Source organism: Paenibacillus pectinilyticus, assembly GCF_001700435.1.
Taxonomy (GTDB): domain Bacteria; phylum Bacillota; class Bacilli; order Paenibacillales; family NBRC-103111; genus Paenibacillus_E; species Paenibacillus_E pectinilyticus.
Genome location: NZ_LYPC01000002.1, coordinates 259,537 through 280,582 on the forward strand (window position 1 = coordinate 259,537; position 21,046 = coordinate 280,582).

Genomic DNA, 21,046 nt, shown 5'->3' on the forward strand with positions numbered 1-21,046 from the left:
CTCCTACGATTAATTTTTCACAATGCGCTCATTGAAGGAATCCCATGTAAAGCTTTTACCAAGCAATTGGTTGAAAGCCTCAAGCGGCAAGTACAACTTACCGTTATCCACATTGCCAACCCATGTACTTGCTGTGCCATTCACTGTAATTGCACCAGTGGAAACCAGTACGGATAGCTTTTGGCTGTCTTTTGTGAATGTAACAGTACGACTTGCTTCATCCCATGCTACTTGAATGCCTAAGGATTCAGCCAAAGATCTTGCTGTAAATAACGTTTTGTTATCACGCGTTACTTTGAAAAGTGGGTAGATGTATTTATCTTGAAGCTCTTTCGTTGCTGCAGCCAAATCAGCGCCGATCACTTTCGCACCATTTTTAGCAATATCCGTGTTATCTACATCGCCTTTTACTAATGCAGCAATTGGACCGTAAGCCCAAACACCAACATCAACGCCTGTATGACCATGTCCCGTCCAACCAATAGCAAGTCGCTTCGACACGACGTTGTTGTAACCACCAGCACGTCCATAGGAGGAACCGTCACCAGCTAAAATCAATTGAATTTCTTCATTCGTCAAATCCGTGAAGCCAATGTTGTCAGCAACGATTTTACGAACATCGTCAGCTGTTTGTGCTTTTTTCAAAATACCATCCAGGTACTCATAGGAGTGTTTTTCTTTGTTGAATAAATCAACATTCAATTCGTAGACATTATCACGACCCAAGGACAAACCGCCTGTCTCATGGTCAGCTGTTACGACAACAGATGTGTTTCCATCTTTTTTAGCAAAATCAACTAACGTTTTGAACGTCGCATCCAACTCTAGCATTTCTTGAATGTTCGCAGGAAGATCATTCGCGTGACCCGCGTGGTCAATACGGCCTTGCTCAACCATCAAGACGAAACCATTTTTATTTTGGGATAAAATATCAAGTGCTTTTTGGGATAATTGCGGCAAGCTAGGAATCGAATCTGTACGGTCTAGTACGTAAGGAATCTCTGCATCCGCAAACAGTCCAAGCGCTTTTTCAGCAGTCGCTGGAATCGCATCTAGCCCTTTTTTATCAAACGCGGTTTGGTAGCCTTTTGCTTGGAAGTCAGGAATAATATTTTTGTCTGTACGTTTGCCATTGTCTTCTTTCGTCGTGAAGTTGATTTTACCACCGCCGAAGAATACATTCACACCGCTATTCAAATATTGCGATGCAATCGCGTTTTGGTTGCTGCGCTGACGAACATGAGACGCCCATACTGCTGGTGTAGCCCCTGTGATGTTGTCTGTCGTGACAAGACCTGTTGCTTTGCCTTGCTTCATTGCGGCTTCAATAACGGATGCATATGGCTTTGCTACGTCTCCGTTGGATACGCTAATCGCGTTGTTATACGTTTTATTACCCGTTGAAAAAGCCGTACCTGCAGCAGCTGAATCCGTTACAGCTCCTGATTCTGTTGTATAAGGGCTAGGTTGGGAGTATGTAGTCGCTTTCCCTACATAATATCCGCCATCCAACTCCAGATGATCTTTATTCAGAAATTTCTTTGCGTAATAGCGCGCTGCTGTTACTTCTGCAGGACCCATGCCATCGCCAATGAGAACAATCAAGTTTTTGGAAGGTGTTGCTGGAGCTGCTGGAGTCGTTGTTGTTGAATCCGCTGCTGAAACCGTACCTGCTAGACTTAGAGCCAATAAGGAAACTGCCAGTCCTGAACCCATGATTTGCTTTAACCCTTTTTTCAAATGTTTTCCCTCCAAAAATAGTATTTCACCTTCCTAGCATACGATTCATAGATTTGGGGAAATTCAAATGGATGTGAATTATTTGTAAAAAATATGTGATTTGTTAACTGGGTAATAACACCAAAAAAACACCTCGCCTGGGTGGCATCCGGAAATCATCCGAACATCCACCTAAACGAGGTGCTCTTTCTTACTTTCAATCGCCTAAGAAGGCTCTTTTCATACGTTCAAAAATAGACTGTCCTTGCTCATGCGTATGCTCGCCGCTTTGCTTACCGAATTGACGAAGCAAATCCTTCTGATCTTCGGACAAGTTCGTTGGTGTCATCACGATCACTTTCACGTGTTGATCCCCTTGACCGAAGCCGCGAAGATGCGGAACGCCCTTGCCTTTGAGTCGGAAGTACGTATCGGTTTGCGTGCCTGCTGGAATTTTGAGCTTAACTTTCTCTGTCAGCGTTGGAATTTCGATTTCATCGCCAAGCGCTGCTTGCATGAATGTTAGCGGCACTTCACAGTAGACATCATTGCCTTCACGTTGGAAGAATTCATGAGACTTCACGCGTATCACGACGTATAAATCTCCGGATGGACCTCCACGTGTTCCGCCTTCACCTTCACCCGAAACGCGAAGTTGAGCACCATCATCTACACCAGCTGGAATCTTGATGTGAATCGTGCGTTGCTTCTTCACTTTACCAGCGCCGCTGCAAGTTCCGCATTTCTCTTTGATGATTTTACCGGAACCATTACAGGACGTACATACACGACGGTTCACAATACGGCCGAAGGCTGTATTCTGTACCACTTCTTGTTGACCGCTGCCGTGACAGCCGCCGCACGTTTCTGGTTTCGTTCCTGGCTTCGCACCTGAGCCGTGACACGTATCACAATTTTCAGTACGCGGAATGTGAATATCCATTTCTTTACCAAAAATAGCTTCTTTGAACTCCACGGTCATCGTGTACTGCAAATCATTACCGCGCTGCGGCGCGTTCGGATTACGACGATTGCCACCGCCGCCGCCAAAGAACATATCAAAGATATCCCCGAAGCCGCCGCTGAAGTCTTGGCCGCCCATTCCTTGATTCGGATCTACGTGTCCAAACTGATCATACTGTGCTTTCTTCTGATCATCGCTCAGCACATCATAAGCATCCTTTGCTTCTTTGAACTTATCTTCAGCGTCTGCCGCTTTGTTTACGTCAGGGTGATATTGACGTGCCATTTTGCGGTAAGCTTTCTTGATCTCATCCTGTGAAGCATCTTTACCGAGACCTAACACCTCGTAATAATCACGTTTACTCACTTGTTCCACTCCCATGTTCAAGACTACAAACGGAAAGTCAAAGCCACGGAGAAATCTCCCTTGGCTTTGACTCATACGTTAATTGATAACCAACAGTGTTTAAAAACCTACTTTAAACTTCTATTTAGTTAGAATATGTTTATTTTTTAGGTTCGTCAACCACTTCGTAGTCAGCGTCAACAACATTTTCTCTTCCTTTTGGAGCTTCACCCGCGCCACCATTAGCGTCAGGACCTTGATCCGCAGAAGCTTGCTCATATAATTTAACAGAAAGCTGTTGAATCACTTCAGTCAATTCTTCTGTCGCTTTTTTGATGGTTTCAAGATCGTTACCTGCTAGAGCCGCAGTTACTTTCTCTTTTGCAGCATTCGCTTTATCGATCTCGCCTTGGTCTACTTTATCACCAAGATCTTTGATCGTTTTGTCAACGGAGTATACCAATTGATCCGCTTCGTTGCGAGCTTCTACAAGCTCTTTACGCGCGCGGTCTTCTTCCGCATGTGCTTCCGCATCTTTCACCATTTGTTCAACTTCTGCATCACTCAAGCCACTGGAAGAAGTGATCGTGATTTTTTGGCTTTTGCCTGTTCCTTTATCCAAGGCAGACACGTTAACGATACCGTTCGCATCGATATCGAAGCTAACTTCGATTTGTGGAACGCCACGTGGAGCTGGAGGAATGTCACCTAGCATGAAACGGCCAAGTGTTTTGTTGCCGCTAGCCATGGAGCGCTCACCTTGAAGAACGTGAATCTCAACGCTAGTTTGGTTATCTGCATAAGTGGAGTACACTTGTGATTTCGTTGTAGGAATCGTTGTGTTGCGGTCGATCATTTTCGTGAATACGCCGCCTGCTGTTTCGATACCCAAGGAAAGTGGTGTTACATCAAGAAGAACAACGTCTTTCACTTCACCTGTCAAAACACCAGCTTGAACAGCTGCGCCAAGAGCAACAACTTCATCCGGGTTAACACCTTTGTGTGGTTCTTTACCGATCAATTTTTTGATCGCTTCAACAACCGCAGGAATACGAGTGGATCCACCAACAAGAACTACTTTATCGATTTGGCTTGTGGACAAACCGGAATCTTGAAGTGCTTGACGAGTTGGTCCTAGTGTTCTTTCAACAAGCGCCGCGGAAAGCTCTTCGAACTTCGCACGCGTCAAGTTCAACTCCAAATGCTGTGGAACGCCGTCTGCTACTGTGATGAACGGAAGGGAAACTGTCGTTGTTAGAACACCGGAAAGTTCTTTTTTCGCTTTTTCTGCTGCATCTTTCAAACGTTGAACTGCCGCTTTATCTTTGGAAAGGTCAATGCCTTGCTCTTTTTTAAATTCAGCTACAAGGTAATCGATGATCACTTGGTCAAAGTCATCGCCGCCCAATTTGTTGTCGCCGCTTGTTGCTTTAACTTCGAAGAAGCCATCGCCTAGTTCAAGGATGGATACGTCAAATGTACCGCCACCAAGGTCATAAACAAGGATCGTTTGATCTTCTGTTTTTTCCAAACCATAAGCAAGTGCTGCCGCTGTTGGCTCATTGACGATACGAAGAACTTCAAGACCCGCAATTTTACCAGCATCTTTCGTAGCTTGACGTTGGCTGTCGTTGAAGTAAGCAGGAACGGTAATTACTGCTTGTGTAACGGTTTGGCCAAGGTATGCTTCAGCATCAGCTTTTAGCTTTTGCAGGATGATTGCAGAGATTTCTTGTGGCGTATAGTCTTTGCCATCGATGTGTTCTTTGTGGTTTGTACCAATGTGACGCTTAATCGAACTGATTGTTTTGTCTGGGTTTGTGATCGCTTGACGCTTCGCTGTTTCACCAACTACACGCTCGCCATCTTTTTTGAAACCTACAACGGATGGTGTTGTACGATTACCTTCTGGATTTGGAATTACGACGGCTTCTCCGCCTTCCATAACGGCAACGCAAGAATTTGTAGTACCTAAGTCAATACCAATTACTTTACTCATGTAAAGATGCCTCCTTATGTCCCATAGGAACGTCATTAGTTTATTTTAGAAAGATAAGAACCCTTAACTCTTATACGCTAACTTTAACCATCGCAGGTCGGATGACCTTATCTTTAAGAATGTAGCCTTTTTGCAATTCTTCTACAACGATACCTTCTTCATGTTCCTCAGACTCCACTTGCATAACAGCTTGATGGAACTCAGGGTTGAATGGCTGACCAATAGCTTCGATAGGCTTAAGCCCTTCAGCTGTCAATAGTTGATCGATGCCGCGGTACGTCATATCCAAGCCTTTCACCAAAGCGTCAAAATCCTTCGTTTCTTTGCTTGAAGACAGCGCGCGATCAAAGTTATCCACAATCGGTAATAGCTGCTCAATCAATTTTAGCGAAGCGTATTTCGCGAAATCTTCCTTCTCCGCTCTTGCACGGCGACGGAAGTTGTCGAAGTCCGCTTGAACGCGTAATAAACGCTGATAGTTTTCTTCGGCTTGCACACGCGCCTGTTCCAATTCGCTGTTCGCTTCCTCGGAAACGTTCACTTCTTGGGCAACTTCTTCTTGTTCAGTCGTTGCCTCGTTATTGGCTGCGTATGTAGTGTCCATGTCTTGCTCGACTGTTTTGTTATCTCCAGTACTCAATTGTCCTTCACCTCCTATACATAATACACAACGTAATCCTAGTACGCGGCACATTTGGGCTTAGTTTGCCCATCTTTAGCCCTCTTCAAAAGGCTGCTTCATCTTAATCACTGTATGGATACGCAGTACCGCGGCGGCCACTTCACCAGCCGCTTGCAGCGCGTGAATTTTCACATCTGTCGGATCCACAATGCCCGCCTCTACAAAATCCGTGATCAGCCCCGTATCGCAATCGATCCCTAGGCTGTCCGTATCTTGAGCAAGTTGGGCCGCTTTCAGCTCTTCCACCTTCTCTAGTGGATTATAACCTGCATTCACCACGATTTGCGACAATGGCTTGCGCAGTGCCCCCGCGACAGCGGCTACACCGAAGCCCTCCATGCCTTTCATCGTCTCGCGCACGCGTTCCAAATCGTGAGCGACGGCCATCTCGGCCGCGCCGCCGCCGGGTAAGTACCCGCCGCGAACGGCGGCTTGAACGGCTGAGGCTGCGTCCTTCGCGATGCGCGAGCGCTCATGCGCCGCTTCGCGCGTTGCGGCGCCAACGATCACGGTCACGTGCTGCTCGCCGTGACCCTGCGCGACGCGCACGCGCTCTAGCCGCTCGTCATACGCGGCATAGCCCGCGTGACCGAGCGCCGCGCTCAGCTCCGGCGCGCTCTTGCGCAGCGCCGTGCGCCGCACCGGCCTAGCGCCGGTGTGCTCGCTCAGCAGCTGCAGGTCCCTGCGGGACAGCCGCTGCATCACGAGGATGCCATGGTCGGAGCAGAACTGCTCCGCCTCAGGGTCAACCCCGCGGTCTGATGCGATCAGACCGACGCCAAGCTCCAGCAGCGAGCCTAAGCTGCTGCGGAACTGCTCCCGGAGCTGCATGTAGCGCTGGAAGCCTGCCTCGGTGACCAGCGATTCCTCGCTGACCGCCTCAGGCTCCAGAGCATCATGCAGCACGAGGATGCGAGCATCTCGCCGCTCATGCTCGAGATGCAGGTTCATCGGCTTCTGGTTCAGCAGAATGCCGGTCCAGACCTCACTGCTCGCTTCTTCATGTGCGAGCACACTGTCTGCGAAACGATAGCCCTCTTCGCGCAGCTTCTCCTCGCCGACCGCTTCGGCCGCTTCGATGATGAGCCTCGCGATATCGGTCTGCTCTCGCCCAGCGGTGTAAGCGATCCGTTGCAGTGCGCGATCTGCCAAACTTTCAATAGCGCGACTGCGGCCTTGTAAGCTCGCTACGGCTAATTCTATTCCTTGCAGCATGCCTGTGACAACTTTTGCCACTGGAACGCCGCGTGTAACCTGTGCGACACCTTCTTGGACCATCGCCCCTGCAAGAACAGTAGCCGTCGTAGTTCCATCGCCTATTTGGCGTTGTTGACTGCGTGCGACTTGAATCATCAATCTGGCAGCAGGATGCGTGACATCCATCTTTTCCAAAATAGTGACGCCATCGTTCGTAATTATGACATCCCCTTGGCCGCCAACGAGCATCGTGTCCAGCCCTTTAGGACCTAGTGTGCCTTCGACAGCCGAGCATATCGCTCTGACTGCCGCAGCATTATTGACTAGCGTTGAGTAGCGATCTTCACCTTCACTGTGACCTGTCTTGATTCCACTCATTTGCCGTACCAACGTCCTAGGACCAGTTCCATATGCTTCGATAGATGCTCCATTAAACCGATGACTCTGCCATACTCCATGCGCGTAGGCCCAAGAATGCCAATTGTACCTAGCGGCGTTCCACCTATTGAATAAGAGGCTGTGATTAAACTGCAATTCGATATCGCTTCAATACTATTTTCAGCACCAATTTTGATCTCGATGCCTTCGTTGGATGGGGTAAATAACTTGATCAGGGTCGGCGCTTCTTCTAGCAGATCAAAAATACTCTTCACTTTCTCCACATCCTTAAACTCAGGCTGTGTCAGCATATTCGTCATGCCGCTAAGAAAAACACGATCCTTCTCATCACTTTGCAGTACACTTTCCACCATGCCAAGCAGCTCTTGATACCCATTGACATATTTACTTAACTCATTGGAAATCTCATTGTACAGCTTCGATTTAAACTGAACCAGCGGCACATTTTTAAGCCGTGTATTCAAAATATTGACGACCTTCTCGATTTCGGACATTGGAATACCTTCTGGTATCGTCACTGTCTTATTCTCAACATGTCCTGTATTCATAACCAGAATCGCAACAGCTGTCGTCTCCGATATCGGGATGATTTGGATATGCTTCAAAGTCGTACTAAACACTTCAGGACCTAGCACAATCGATGTGTAATTCGTAAGGCTGGAGAGCATACCCGCAACATGCTGAATGACGCCTTCCATCTCTTGAATACGCTCAGCGAAAGCGCCCTTCATGGAATCCAAATCTTGCGTTTGCAAAGACCCATGCTGGAGCAAATGATCAACATAATAGCGATAACCTTTATGGGAAGGAATACGACCTGCGGACGTATGAGGCTGCTCAAGATAACCCATTTCTTCGAGATCAGACATCTCGTTGCGTATCGTTGCTGGACTAAACCCAACATTCCCACGCTTCGAAATACTTCGCGAACCAATCGGCTCCGCTGAACGGACGTAATCATCTATGATGGCACTTAAAATCATGCGTTGGCGCTCTGTCAACATGAGTACCTCTCCTCCTCACTTATCACTATTCGTTACTTTCGTTAGCACTCGTATTTAGTGAGTGCTAAATCCTAATACAAAAATAACAGACCCTAAGGTCTGTTGTCAAGTCAATCCAAACGTTTAAGTACGGCGATTTCGTCGCAACAATACTGTTTTTTGCAATGCATGCAATCTCGCCAAACCTTCTCCGGAAAAATCTCCTTCGGAACTAGTGTAAAGCCGTTTTTTTGGAAGAATGCAACTTCATACGTAAGTGCCATAACTTTAATGATGCCTTGGCTTCTTGCCTCTTCAACTAAGAAATTAACGAGCTTACCGCCGATACCCTGCCCTTTGTAGCCAGGCGTCATCCCAAGTGAGCGAATCTCAACAAGATCTGGCCCTAACCTCGTCAGTGAACCACAGCCAATTAATAAGCCGTCAAATTCCGCGACAACAAATGTATCAATCTGCTCCTCGAGCATTTCTCGGCTGCGCGGCAGCATAATGCCTTGCTTCGCATACCCTTGTATAATTTCATAAAGCTTCTCAATATCATTCACGGAAGCTTTTCTTACAGACACCGTAGTTGATGTATTCACGTTTATCCCACCAATCGCACAAAAATGCATAAAAGCCACGCTAGCGCCCTGCGGCTTTCCGCTGTTTCGCTTGTGGATTCATGTATAAATATACAACAATGCGTATAAATGCACAAGCGTTTTTTGCTGAAAAGGCTGGTCTTACGTTAGAAATGAAGCGAATACTTCATTGCCCAGTAATATGCCATGTTTGGACAACCGATAGCCATCGGACGTTTGTTCAAGTAACCCTTTGCTCAACCAACCCTGCAAGGTATCACCAAATTGGGATTCAATCGTAATGCCGAATTGATCCATAAAATCCTTATTCCGCACACCCTCAAGTAAACGCAGTCCCACCATCATGAAATCTTCCATGGCTTCCTGCGGCGTTACTTCGAATTGTTCCATGATCGGCAAACCTAGTTTGGTCGCATCAATGTAAGGCTGAATTCCTTTTACGTTCACGTGGCGTTGCCCATTCATATAACCATGCGCACCTGCGCCGAGCCCATAATAGGAACGATTACGCCAATATTGTGTGTTGTGTCTGCTCTCACGACCAGGTTTAGCAAAGTTGCTGATTTCATATTGCTTGTAACCCGCTCCTTCTAACCTTCTCATGATGAGCTCGTACATATCAACTTCCTCATCCTCACTTGGGAGTGGCAATTGATTTTTATTGAACAAGGTATGGAAGAGTGTATTCTCTTCGACTTTGAGGCTATAGATGGAATAATGCTGCAGGTCCAAAGATAATGCCTCATCTAAAGTAGCCTGCATAATTTCTACCGTTTGCTTGGGAAGCCCAAACATCAAATCAATCGATAGATTATCGAAGCCAAGCTTCTTCGCATTCGCGATGCTTCTATGCACATCTTCTGTATTGTGAATACGGCCGATTGCCGCCAAAATGTCATTGTTAAATGACTGCACACCAAAGCTAATCCGGTTCACACCGCCAGCTTTCATCACAGCCAGCTTATCTTCGTCTGTCGTACCTGGATTGGCTTCCATGGAGAACTCGACTTCCGCGCTGTCCGCAGGGAAATAAGTACGCACGATGCGAAGAAATCTCTCCATTTGATCCGGCAGAAGGACTGTAGGGGTTCCGCCGCCTACGAAGATCGTCTCCACCTTTTGAGGAGGATTCGTGCGTACTGTGAGTTCCATCTCCCGCTCAAGCGCATCTAGATATTCCATGACAGGCTGTCCTTTGAGGACGTAGGAATTGAAATCGCAGTAATGACATTTATTTGTGCAAAATGGGATATGAATGTACACCGCTGTTGGCGTTGTATAGTTTACTAACATAGGAGTATTCCTTTCTAACTGCGATCTGTCGATCCATTTGAGACGCATGAATTATTCAAGGTCATCTATTGAGAAAAAGCCAAGGGACAGCGTCTGCTGCCACCCCAGCTTTTGATTCCTTACTTCTATTCGTCGATTTTCAGAACAGCCATGAACGCTTCTTGCGGCACCTCTACGCTGCCGACCTGTTTCATGCGTTTCTTACCTTCTTTTTGCTTGTCCAGCAATTTACGTTTACGCGAAATATCTCCGCCGTAACACTTCGCAAGTACGTTCTTACGCATCGCTTTAACCGTCTCACGCGCCACGATTTTCTGTCCAATCGCCGCTTGAATCGGCACTTCAAACATTTGCCGCGGGATAAGCTCTTTCAGCTTATCACAAATGATTTTGCCGCGGTGGTACGCCGTATCTCTGTGAACGATGAAGGAAAGTGCATCCACTTGCTCGGAATTGAGCAAGATGTCCATTTTCACGAGATTGGATTTCTTATATCCGGAAACTTCATAGTCGAATGACGCATATCCTTTGGTACGTGATTTCAGCATATCAAAGAAATCGTAGACGATTTCTGATAACGGAATCTCGTATGTCAACGTAACACGATTCGTATCTAAGTATTCCATATTCAAATATTCGCCGCGTTTGCCTTGGCACAGCTCCATAATGGTACCTACATAATCATTCGGCACAATAACGGAAGCTTTCACATAAGGTTCTTCCACGAAATCAATCCGTTGCGGATCTGGATAGTTGGATGGGTTATCGATATCGATCACATCGCCATTCGTCAATGTAATTCGGTAGATAACACTTGGTGCCGTTGTAATCAGTGGAATATTGAACTCACGTTCAATCCGCTCTTGAATGATTTCCATATGTAAGAGTCCTAAGAATCCACAACGGAAGCCAAAGCCCAATGCCGTTGACGTTTCTGGCTCAAAGCGCAGGGAAGCATCATTCAGTTCTAATTTTTGCAGCGCTTCACGAAGATCATTGTAATCTGTCGTTTCGATTGGGTACAATCCGCAGAACACCATTGGATTGATCCGACGGTAACCAGGCAAGGCATCCGGTGAAGGACGATCTGCTTCCGTTACCGTGTCACCGACACGGGTGTCTCCGACATTTTTAATACCAGCCACGATAAAACCAACGTCTCCAACTTCAAGTGAAGGAACGGATGACATTCTTGGTTTGAACGCACCAACCTCAATGACTTCAAACACCTTGTTTGTCGCCATCATTTTGATTTTGGAGCCTGCTTTGATCGAGCCATCCACGACACGCACATACACGATGACACCTTTGTAGCTATCGTAATGGGAGTCGAAAATTAAAGCCTTCAATGGAGCGTCAGGATTACCTTGCGGTGCCGGTACCTTCAAGCAAATTTGCTCGATGATATCTTTGATCCCGATACCCGACTTCGCTGAGGCAAGAACAGCATCGCTGGCATCAAGCCCGATCACGTCTTCGATCTCTTGCTTCACTTTCTCCGGGTCCGCGCTTGGTAAGTCAATTTTATTAATGACTGGTAAAATTTCTAAATTATTTTCCAATGCGAGATATACGTTTGCTAGTGTTTGGGCCTCAATCCCTTGCGCCGCATCCACAACCAACAGAGCGCCTTCACAAGCAGCGAGGCTTCGTGATACCTCATACGTAAAGTCTACGTGTCCTGGTGTGTCAATCAGGTTAAGAATATAATCGACACCATCATCCGCACGGTAAGCCAATCTTACCGCTTGCAGCTTGATTGTAATCCCCCGTTCGCGCTCCAGATCCATCTGGTCGAGAACTTGCTCTTGCATCTCACGTGTTGACAATGCACCTGTATATTCCAGAATGCGATCCGCAAGTGTAGACTTGCCGTGATCGATATGAGCAATAATTGAAAAGTTGCGAATTCTTTGTTGTCTTTCTCGAATGTCCGTCATGCTAAAGACTAACCCCCACTACATGCAAATAATTTTCATTATAGCAGTTGTGTGAAGTTGGGGCAATGCACGCCTAACCTTTCCCCAAAACAGCATCAAATAACGAAACGAACAATTTAATGCCATAGTGCGCTGTGATCTGCAGCACTTCTCCTAATTTGTTCCCTACATGGTTCAAGGAATTATCGTGATCGGCGATCGGAACCACCTGCTGCTCAGCCGTTTGTTTCGACTTGTTTATGCCATCTTTGACCGCTGCTGTAGGCGAGGGGGTAACGGTTACAGCCGTAGTCACTGTTTTGCCAGTCGTTTTCACAGCAGCTTCTTGTGCGATCGCTTTAGACGAAGGCTGAGGACCTTCAATACGTTCCATGCCGCTTGAAGCTAAGCTGACGCCGAACAAAATACAGAACAGCAGCAGCAAACCAAACAAGCTCACCTTGATATAAAAGTGCCTCAGCTTCATCACAATTCCTCCTATGTTTAAACTACAATACTTGCATGGTTAACCCACTGCTTTACTCAACATTGTTAATTTATGATTTCTTTGGCGAACTAGCAGGAGCATCGACTTTCTTAGCATTTAAAATCACTTCTGAGATCGCTTCTGCCAACCAGTCTGTCGTCCGGTAACATTCTTCGAGGGTATTGTAAGGCCCGCCCACTTCAATCAAAATACTGTTCGGTGAAATGTTCTGATTATACAAACCATTGCCTTCACTGGCCTCTTTGGCATGGATGCCCTTCGAAACGCCTGGATGCTTCTCTTCCAAAACTTGATGGATCTTGTTTGCAAACTCTTCATTCTGCTTCCAGTTCGGATTCTTACCACCAATGATGAAATACACCTGAGCCACATCTTTCCCATCAATCGTTACCGTTGTTTTGTTGCGAGCCGCTGAATCCCGGTGTATATCGAAGAAATAATTCAAATCTTGATGTGCGGACATCGCATCCTGCAGAGTTTTCAACGAATATTTGTAAGAGTACGGATATTCAAAGTTTTTGACTGTACTTGGGTACACGGTTTCGGAATGAACAGCGCCAATCCCGTCTTTTTCGAGATTCTGAGCAAGCCGCTGACCTACGGAAATGATATTCACCTTATCGCTGTAAGCTTTATCAGGATCAGTTACACCCTTTAATTCTGGTAAAAAGGATTCATTGCTATGCGTTTGATAGATAAAAGCGATATTATCACCAGCAGTTTTCGGCGGTTGTCCAACTGGATTTGTTGAAGGCGCTGCACTCGTGGTTGGCGAAGGCTCTGCAGATGCAGTAGGAAGCGGATTAAGAACCTCCTGCTCCAAATCTTTCGAATCTGGATTATAGTAATCAATCGGTGAACTTGGATTGGTTGCACTCCCTCTTACCAGTACAGTGGATTGCGTTGCATCCATCCCTGGCACCTCACTAGCTACCAAGCTCTTCGGATCACTTGGATTAATATCCGTTAGGAATTGAAAAGCAAAGTGAAACACATTGTGCTGGGAGAAGGTAAATTTTTTCTGATCCTTATTTAAATGAGGGACTTCCATACCCAGCATATCGATAAAAAACTGATTCGTGACGGAAGCGGCGAGACCTTTCATGGATGAAACCGGCGACGTTGTCATTAAATTGCTTTGCAGGACGCCACCCAGCCCGATTAGAACAAAGAGAGCTAAGGTCGAGGTGCTGAGTACAATGAACGTTTTCCCGACGGAACTGGCGCTCTGAAAGGTTTTGCGAACTTCGCTGAGATTCCAAGTGGCTGATGTCCATTTCATAGTCTGATTCCTCCTAAACTATCTTAATTCAATCTATGAAACGAGCCTGAACGATAGAACCCATTTCACTAGATTTTTTTGATAGAGGAGGTTTCAGTAGGAAACCCGGCTAATTTATGCTTCCCCCCGACGACAAAAAGAACCGCGCCCGCCCTCCAGCAGACCCAGTTCTCCTATTTAGTTAGTGCGTGTAAGCAGCCACGTTATCGACATCCACAGCATCATGCAGCGCCGCATTCAGGCCGCTGGCAATGATATTGGCAATGTCCTCGATAAATTGATCGATTTCCTTTGGTGTAACGAGCAGATCGTGTCCTACAGGGTTTAGCACTTCTTTAACCAGCTGCAACCGCTCTTCTTCATTGATATTGTCTAAGAGTCCAAAGATCTGGCCCGTATTGCTCGTTTGCCCGCTGAAATGCTTCTGCATCAGATCAAATGCATTATTTACAATCGTCGATGCATACACGACAGTCGGTACGCCAATCGCAATGACGGGAATCCCGAGATTCTCCTTCGTCAACCCTTTGCGCTTGTTGCCGATCCCAGAGCCAGGATGGATCCCCGTGTCCGCAATTTGAATCGTCGTGTTGACACGATCCAAAGATCTGGAGGCGAGCGCATCGATGGCGATGATGAAATCAGGCTTCGATTTATCAACGATCCCCTGTACAATATCACTGCTTTCAATCCCCGTTGTGCCCAGTACCCCTGGCGCCACGGCACTGACTGCACGATATCCTGGGCTGACATCTTCGGGAACCAGTTCAAAATAATGTCTTGTCACCATGACATTCTCCACTACAAGCGGCCCCAGCGCATCGGGCGTTACATTGCCATTGCCCAGTCCAATAATAAGCGCTTTTGCATTTTTGGGAATGCCAATCTGCCTTAGAAACTGCTCAAACTCCTGAGCAAGCTTCGTAGCAACGCGATCCTGGAGCTGGCTGTCCTTCTCCCGCAGTGCAGGCACTTCAATCGTTATATAATGACCCAGAAGCTTACCGAGCGCTTTGGAGCCTTCTTCGTTCAATACATTGATTTTGGTCACGCGAATCCCATTCTCCCGTGTAAACTCCTGTTCAATTCCAGGAATCGGTTGTCCTTGATTGGCCGCGTGTGCCATATCCCTTGCATCGAGCGCAAGATCCGTTTGTGTGTTAAAATTGCTTAAATCCATTGGAGGTCCCCTTTCACACGTCAATTGCATCTCTTATTGTGTGACAGATTCCAATCGCTTATGCAGAGAAGAAGACCACTGAAAACCTATTGACAGCTCTTGCATTTTCAAATATTGCATGGTAGAATACTTAAAGTTGTCAGCAAACATACAAATGTAACGTTGATCGTGTTTTGTAAGTAGGAGGTGAATTTCATGCCAAACATTAAATCCGCTATTAAACGAGTAAAAGTTAGCGAAAAGCGTCGTCTTCGTAACGCTTCCCACAAGTCCGCTTTGCGTACTGCTGTGAAAGCTTTCGAAACAGCTTTAACCCCTGAAGCTTTAGTTTCTGCTTCTAAGAAATTAGACAAAGCTGCTTCTAAAGGTTTAATCCATAAAAATGCCGCTAACCGCAAGAAGTCCCGTCTAGCTAAAAAGCTAAACGCTCTTACGGCTCAAGCGTAATACACGGACATAAAGCAAAAGACTAACTCTCCTCGGAGAATTAGTCTTTTTTCCTTTTCCCATCCTCCCTAGGCAGCCAGCCTAAGAAGGAATAATTCCAATCCTAATACCTTATCGATCTTCCCCGTTTTCATCTGCAAATCGAGATCCGCGAGTTCCCCCATGATGCGGCTCAGCTTATCGCCATCATACTTCCGCGCTTGTCCCTCTGCTACTTTCACAGCAAAGGGATGCAAACCGATCTGTGAAGCCATCTGCTGCTGCGAATAGCCTTGTTTCCCGAGCTCTTTCACTTGCAGCATGATGCGGAACTGTCTGGCGATGAGTGAGGCAATTTTGATCGGCTCCTCTCGCTGCTTCAGAAGCTCCTCTAAGATGACAAAAGCACGCTCCAATCGCACATTCACAATATCCTCAATAAGGATGAATACGTTCTGTTCTGTGCTCCGAGCGACCAACTGATCGATCACATTCGGTGAGGCCTCACCATTCGCACCCACATATAAGGAAATTTTCTCTAGCTCCGCCGATAAGGATTGTAAATTACCACCGGTGTACAAAATAAGTTGGTCAGCAGCTCCGCCTGTAAAGTTAAAACCTAGCTGACTCGCTTGTTTCGCTACCCACTGCGTCAATTCCTCAGGGCTCAATGATAGAAATGGCACAGCGGCTTCCATGTCTTTTAAAGCTTTAACAATTTTCTTACGCTCGTCCAATTTATCTGCATCAACCGTGAATACGACAACCGTGTGCTCTGCGGGGGATTTCAAATAAGCTGTCAATCGATCCAAATTATGCTCAAGCTTCGTGTTTTCCTTCGCTCCCGTGAAAAACAACGCATTCTTCGCGATGACGAGCTTCTTCGGCACCATAAAAGGAAGCGTCTCCGCATCATCCAACACGGAAGAAAGCGGCATTTCGCTCAAATCGAACTTACTTACCGCGAACTCTTTGTCTTCCGGGTCCATGAGGGAGTCCGTTAAAATTTGAATAAATTCACGCATTTTATATTTTTCAGGACCATAGCACAAATACACAGGTGCCGGTCGTCCTGCTTGTATATCTTTTAATGCTCGTTTGGCATCCATGACAGCACTCACCCCTTCCCTTCATTCTAACAACAACAAAGGGATTACGTCAAAGTCCGAAGACCTTGAAGCAATCCCTTGCCAGTCTATTTAAACACCGGTGTAAGGCCCTAGAAACCTTAAGCCGAGTGGATAATTAACTGTTCTGTGTTTCTATATAGAATAACATACGCAATCCATATCGATTTGGTGCAAGATATTCTTACCTTTATTTACTCGCTTCCGTCTTCTCACTAATATTGATCAGCAGAGTTTGGATTGATCCTTTGCTTGTAACCTGATAGAACAAATTGTCATCCTTCGTCCATTCCAGGAGCTTGATCTCATCATCTGACTGCCACACATGGTTGGACGTAAACACGACCTCTAAGGTGTTGCTATTACGAATCACAACATGCGTATTCTCAATGTCAGCCACATAAGTACCCGTTGCTGATTTCAGAGAAGCTCCAATCTGAGGTCCAATGAAAGATTGTACACCTAGATTCGCATCCGTACGATCTGCACTCGCAGGATCCGTTAACGGAACTGGAGTTGTTTTTTTGTTAGGATTTTCCAACTTAACATCATTAGGCGTACTTGGCGCTACTGAGCCTGGCGTTGGTGAAAGAGTTGTCGAAACTTGATCCTTACTTGCTGTACCTGAAGAAGCTGTATGGTCTGGAACTACCATGCGTGCAGGAGCGGTGGTCGAAGGCGATGTCTGCCTGTCCATTGTGTCACTCCCACCAATAGGTGAGCTGATCACATCAGGTTTCTCGATTTTAGCATCCGTAGTCGTCTGTGGACCTGATGGAACCGCACCACCACTTCGATCAGTCACTTCAGGCTTCGATGTTCCAATGGCAAAAGTATCAGCATTAGGAGCGTCCTGCGACGCTTGATTAGAAGTTGAGTCACCCTTCATTTTCTTCACTACATCGCTGCTCTCATCGCCGTGATTCACTCCTGAAGCTGTAGCAGCCTGTTTTTCTGGGGCAGCTTTGGTATCTGAGCTTGATTTGAGCAACCTAAAGCCATCAGCCTGATCTATAACCGGATGACCTAAGTTAAAAGCAAAGAAACCAAGAATAAGTCCCGCGGCAACAACACCGCTTGCGATTTTCCAAGAAAACTGATTTTTAAATCGAGTCACACCTGATCTTGGCGAACGTTCCTCCGTCTCTTGTACAGCAGCAGGGGCATGGAACGCGATGACATTATCCGTAACGGACTCGTTTTCTGATTGTTGATCTAATTGGAGCAGCTGTGGCATGATTGCATCAACCAAACTGAAAGGTGGCATTACCTTAGGTAGTTGGGACAATTCGTCAGACAGCGCCTGCAGACGTTCAAACATCTCTGCGCAGTCCAAACAATGCCTTAGGTGAGCATGCAGCTCATCTTCCTCATTAGGAGCTAAGTCTCCATCTAGCTGTCTTTGCATGTATATCATCACCTCTTGACATTTCATCCCCGAACACCTCCTTTCTGATAATCTTGGAGTAACGACTGTAAGGTGTGTCTAGCTCGAAATAAGTAAGACTTCACCGTATTGAGTGGTAAGTTAAGCGATTCTGCGATTTCATGATACGAAAAGTCCTGCAAATAACGAAGAACAACCACAGTGCGATGGTGCTCGGGAAGCTTATCGATCGCTTCTCGAATATCTTGGGCTAGGTAGCCCGTTAATATTTCTTCTTCTACATTTTGTTCAGCAGTAAACGTCATGTCATGCTCATCCATAGAAACCGTCGGCTTCGCTCTGCGAAATTTATCGATGCAGATGTTTGTGACAATCCGCTGTACCCACGTTTTGAATAAGGCTTTTTCTTCATATGAATTAATTTTGGTATAAATCCGAAGGAGAGCCTCCTGAGAAGCGTCCAGCGCATCTTGTTCATTATTCAATATATAGAAAGCCGTTCGGTAAACGTGAGACTCAATCTCTCGCAATAGGGTAATGAGCGCATCACGGTCACCGGCTTGTGCTGATCTTACCAGTTCGGGTGCTATCACTGGGATCCCTCCCCCTTGCAATCTTACAGACGCACGCACATCTCATAAGGTTGCAATATATTTGGAATAAATAGAATGAAATTTTGCTAACTTGCACTTATCAGAATAACAAAAATATAGGCATATAACACCTTTTAGACGAAAAATAGCTGAAATAGTTTCATCCTTGTGACGAAATACCAATTAATTCTTGCTTACTGCCCTTCTTCATGAAAAAATCCTAGAAGAATACCTCCATTTCAAGGTTTCAACTAGGACTTCCTTTATGCTTTATTATACTTTAAATTTGGACAAGGAGTTCTGTAGGGCGTTGGATAACTCTTCTAGCTTCGACGATAATCCCACTAACCCATCACTAATGCGTAACTGTTCCGAGCTCAGAGCGGCGACTTGTTCCGAAGTGGCCAGCGACTGCTGTGACACGGCACTTACGTTCATCATGGCATCACTGAGGACAACCTGTGATTCTTCTAATTTCAACACTGTCTGACTCACGGCAGCCAATTGGGAAATAAAACTGCCCATTCGTTCTTGCACTTGTTTGAATAGTAGATCCGCTTCTTTGACCGAATGAATTTGTTCTTGGAAAATCGGATAAGCCTCGGATAATACCGCAACGGTATCCTCAATTTCTTGTTGAATCGTCTCTGTGATTTGACCAACATAATCAATAGACTGCTTGGACTGATCCGCTAGTTTCCGAATTTCATCCGCTACGACCATGAAGCCCTTTCCTGCACTGCCCGCCCTTGCGGCTTCAATCGTTGCATTTAGTGAGAGGATATTCGTTTGTTTCGTCATCCCGCTTAAAATATCGAGCACCTTGCGAATAGATTGTGTGCTGTCTTTCAACTTATCTACTTTGGATACCATGGAATGTGTCATGACTTCGGTCTTGCTCGTCTTGCCAATCAACTCTTCCATATACCGAATACCCGATTGACTGGAATTCTGAACTTCCTCTGCGGAAGCGCCCATTTCCTCATTCGCATGAACGACGCTCGCAATTTGTTGACCGATATGAATGGTTAATTCGTTACCGCGTTCTGCTTGGGTTGCTAATCCTGCTGCGCCTCCAGAAATTTCTGTAGTGGCGACGGCAATTTCTTTGGCCGCTTGGGCTGTATGCTTCGAGGAACTGGAAATTTCACCAGCCGTCTGCAGTACTTCCTCTGACGAAAGGTTCGTTTGTCTGAACAGTTCCGTAATTTGCTGCATCATCGTGTCGAAACTATGACCCAACTGTCCGATTTCATCTCTAGAGGTTGTCTGCACACGGATTCGTAGATCTCCGCCTGCTCCCCCCTCCATTAAATTGCGTATATGGCCCAGCGGCTTGCCAATCATCCTCGCAACGAAATAGCCAATTGCCGAAGCAATGATTAAAGCTCCGAGCGCAACAATTAATGTCAGATTATAAATAGAACTCATATCTTTGGTAAGATCCATCGTCGGGATCGTACCAATCGTAAACCAATCGGTCATGGCCGATTTCGAGAAAACGATTTGCTTCGTCCCATCCTCTGACATGAGAATATCATTTGTATTTGTTTTGCTATTTACAGCATAGGCTGATTTACTTCCCATTTCGGCTGCCTGTTGGCTATAAATAACTGTTCCAGCTTCATCTATGACTTGAATGGAACCTGTATCACCCATTTTAATGTGCTCTAGCTGCTTCTTAATAACATCGAGGTTTATATCAAAAAGCGCAATAAACACCTCATCCGAATTGGCTTGATGAATGACGCTCCCGACCGAAAATACCGGTGTTTGAATGCGGTTATCCTGTAATTTCGTCGAGAACCAAACGGGTTCCCCATCTTTCGCAACTACACGCTTAAACCAATCCTGATCCCCATAATTTTTGTCCGGCATCAAGCTTGATTTCGTTTGGATAATATCGCCTTTTTTCGTAAATAATTCGATCGACTGAATGCTATCATTTGCATGGAAATAGTTCGTTAAAGATGTTTCAAGTGCTGAGAGGTTGGCAAGATATGCCGATGAATCTTTCGTTAATTTCCCAGCATTCGTAACCTGATTTTGAAGCAAATCATCCATAACGAGCTGCAGCGTAAATTTTTCATAGAGATCATAGATGAAATCGAGTTTCTGACCAGCTTGCTCAATCGTTTGTAAGGAAGCGTCGCCAACCTTTTTTTGCATGACATTCTTGGAAATTTGATACGACACAATGCCCATAAAGAGGACAAGCAACAAGCTGCTTACGATCATAGTAACACTTAACTTTACACCGACGGATCGAAAACCAGTTCGAGATTTCTTGCTTTGTAGTTGATTCTTCATTTCTTCTCCACCGCCATGTCGTATTATGTATATTACTGGTTACCTCCTTTACAATTTCGACATATTCTTAAAAATACCTTTAAATTTTTGATCATTTCAATCAAAATTTCGAGGAAAATATTTCCTTA

17 protein-coding genes are annotated in these 21,046 nt (G+C 45.8%); 1 reads left to right on the forward strand and 16 read right to left on the reverse strand.

The features are described 5' to 3' along the window. Positions 1–9: 9 nt before the first annotated feature. The 12 genes from A8709_RS01455 to gpr form a co-directional block, all read right to left on the reverse strand. Positions 10–1,740: an alkaline phosphatase gene (locus A8709_RS01455; RefSeq protein WP_065850427.1), complete on the reverse strand. Its 1,731-nt coding sequence runs from the start codon at positions 1,738–1,740 to the stop codon at positions 10–12. A 196-nt stretch (positions 1,741–1,936) separates the two neighbouring features. Continuing rightward, the gene (dnaJ, locus tag A8709_RS01460) at positions 1,937–3,049 is read right to left on the reverse strand and encodes a molecular chaperone DnaJ (RefSeq protein ID WP_208607620.1); all 1,113 of its coding nucleotides are present in this window, start codon (positions 3,047–3,049) and stop codon (positions 1,937–1,939) included. A gap of 139 nt (positions 3,050–3,188) precedes the next feature. Continuing rightward, positions 3,189–5,027, reverse strand: coding sequence for a molecular chaperone DnaK (gene dnaK / locus A8709_RS01465; protein WP_065850428.1), 1,839 nt, complete (start codon positions 5,025–5,027; stop codon positions 3,189–3,191). Positions 5,028–5,097: 70 nt separating this feature from the next. After that, a complete protein-coding gene (grpE, locus tag A8709_RS01470; RefSeq protein WP_244163065.1) occupies positions 5,098–5,667 on the reverse strand; it encodes a nucleotide exchange factor GrpE in 570 nt (189 codons plus the stop codon). 75 nt (positions 5,668–5,742) lie between these two features. Next, positions 5,743–7,284, reverse strand: a complete 1,542-nt coding sequence (locus tag A8709_RS01475) for a TCP-1/cpn60 chaperonin family protein (RefSeq protein ID WP_065850429.1) — start codon at positions 7,282–7,284, stop codon at positions 5,743–5,745. Continuing rightward, a complete protein-coding gene (hrcA, locus tag A8709_RS01480; RefSeq protein WP_065850430.1) occupies positions 7,281–8,309 on the reverse strand; it encodes a heat-inducible transcriptional repressor HrcA in 1,029 nt (342 codons plus the stop codon). The genes A8709_RS01475 and hrcA overlap by 4 nt, the downstream gene beginning before the upstream one ends. A gap of 110 nt (positions 8,310–8,419) precedes the next feature. Beyond that, a complete protein-coding gene (locus A8709_RS01485) occupies positions 8,420–8,893 on the reverse strand; it encodes an N-acetyltransferase (RefSeq protein ID WP_244163066.1) in 474 nt (157 codons plus the stop codon). Between the two features lie 141 nt (positions 8,894–9,034). Then, complete coding sequence (hemW, locus tag A8709_RS01490) at positions 9,035–10,186, reverse strand: radical SAM family heme chaperone HemW (RefSeq protein ID WP_065850431.1); 1,152 nt, start codon at positions 10,184–10,186, stop codon at positions 9,035–9,037. 125 nt (positions 10,187–10,311) lie between these two features. Continuing rightward, positions 10,312–12,126 carry a translation elongation factor 4 gene (lepA, locus tag A8709_RS01495; RefSeq protein ID WP_065850432.1) on the reverse strand — a complete coding sequence of 605 codons (1,815 nt, stop codon included), beginning with the start codon at positions 12,124–12,126 and terminating at the stop codon, positions 10,312–10,314. A 73-nt stretch (positions 12,127–12,199) separates the two neighbouring features. Next, positions 12,200–12,592: a DUF3679 domain-containing protein gene (locus A8709_RS01500; RefSeq protein ID WP_065850433.1), complete on the reverse strand. Its 393-nt coding sequence runs from the start codon at positions 12,590–12,592 to the stop codon at positions 12,200–12,202. Between the two features lie 70 nt (positions 12,593–12,662). Continuing rightward, the gene (gene spoIIP / locus A8709_RS01505) at positions 12,663–13,895 is read right to left on the reverse strand and encodes a stage II sporulation protein P (RefSeq protein WP_065850434.1); all 1,233 of its coding nucleotides are present in this window, start codon (positions 13,893–13,895) and stop codon (positions 12,663–12,665) included. Between the two features lie 181 nt (positions 13,896–14,076). Next, positions 14,077–15,075, reverse strand: coding sequence for a GPR endopeptidase (gene gpr / locus A8709_RS01510; RefSeq protein WP_065850435.1), 999 nt, complete (start codon positions 15,073–15,075; stop codon positions 14,077–14,079). Between the two features lie 195 nt (positions 15,076–15,270). Between gpr and rpsT the strand changes: the two genes are divergently transcribed. Next, positions 15,271–15,522 (forward strand): 30S ribosomal protein S20, encoded by a 252-nt coding sequence (gene rpsT / locus A8709_RS01515; protein ID WP_065850436.1) that lies wholly within the window; start codon positions 15,271–15,273, stop codon positions 15,520–15,522. Between the two features lie 68 nt (positions 15,523–15,590). Here the strand turns inward: rpsT and holA are convergent, their stop codons facing one another. The 4 genes from holA to A8709_RS01535 all read right to left on the reverse strand — a co-directional run bounded on the left by holA (position 15,591) and on the right by A8709_RS01535 (position 20,918). Further along, the gene (gene holA, locus A8709_RS01520; protein ID WP_065850437.1) at positions 15,591–16,610 is read right to left on the reverse strand and encodes a DNA polymerase III subunit delta; all 1,020 of its coding nucleotides are present in this window, start codon (positions 16,608–16,610) and stop codon (positions 15,591–15,593) included. Between the two features lie 208 nt (positions 16,611–16,818). Further along, positions 16,819–18,063 (reverse strand): anti-sigma factor family protein, encoded by a 1,245-nt coding sequence (locus A8709_RS01525; RefSeq protein WP_065850438.1) that lies wholly within the window; start codon positions 18,061–18,063, stop codon positions 16,819–16,821. After that, positions 18,060–18,608 (reverse strand): RNA polymerase sigma factor, encoded by a 549-nt coding sequence (locus tag A8709_RS01530; RefSeq protein ID WP_065850439.1) that lies wholly within the window; start codon positions 18,606–18,608, stop codon positions 18,060–18,062. Before A8709_RS01530 ends, A8709_RS01525 begins: the two co-directional genes overlap by 4 nt. 273 nt (positions 18,609–18,881) lie before the next feature. Next, positions 18,882–20,918, reverse strand: a complete 2,037-nt coding sequence (locus tag A8709_RS01535) for a methyl-accepting chemotaxis protein (RefSeq protein WP_065850440.1) — start codon at positions 20,916–20,918, stop codon at positions 18,882–18,884. Between the last annotated feature and the right edge of the window lie 128 nt (positions 20,919–21,046).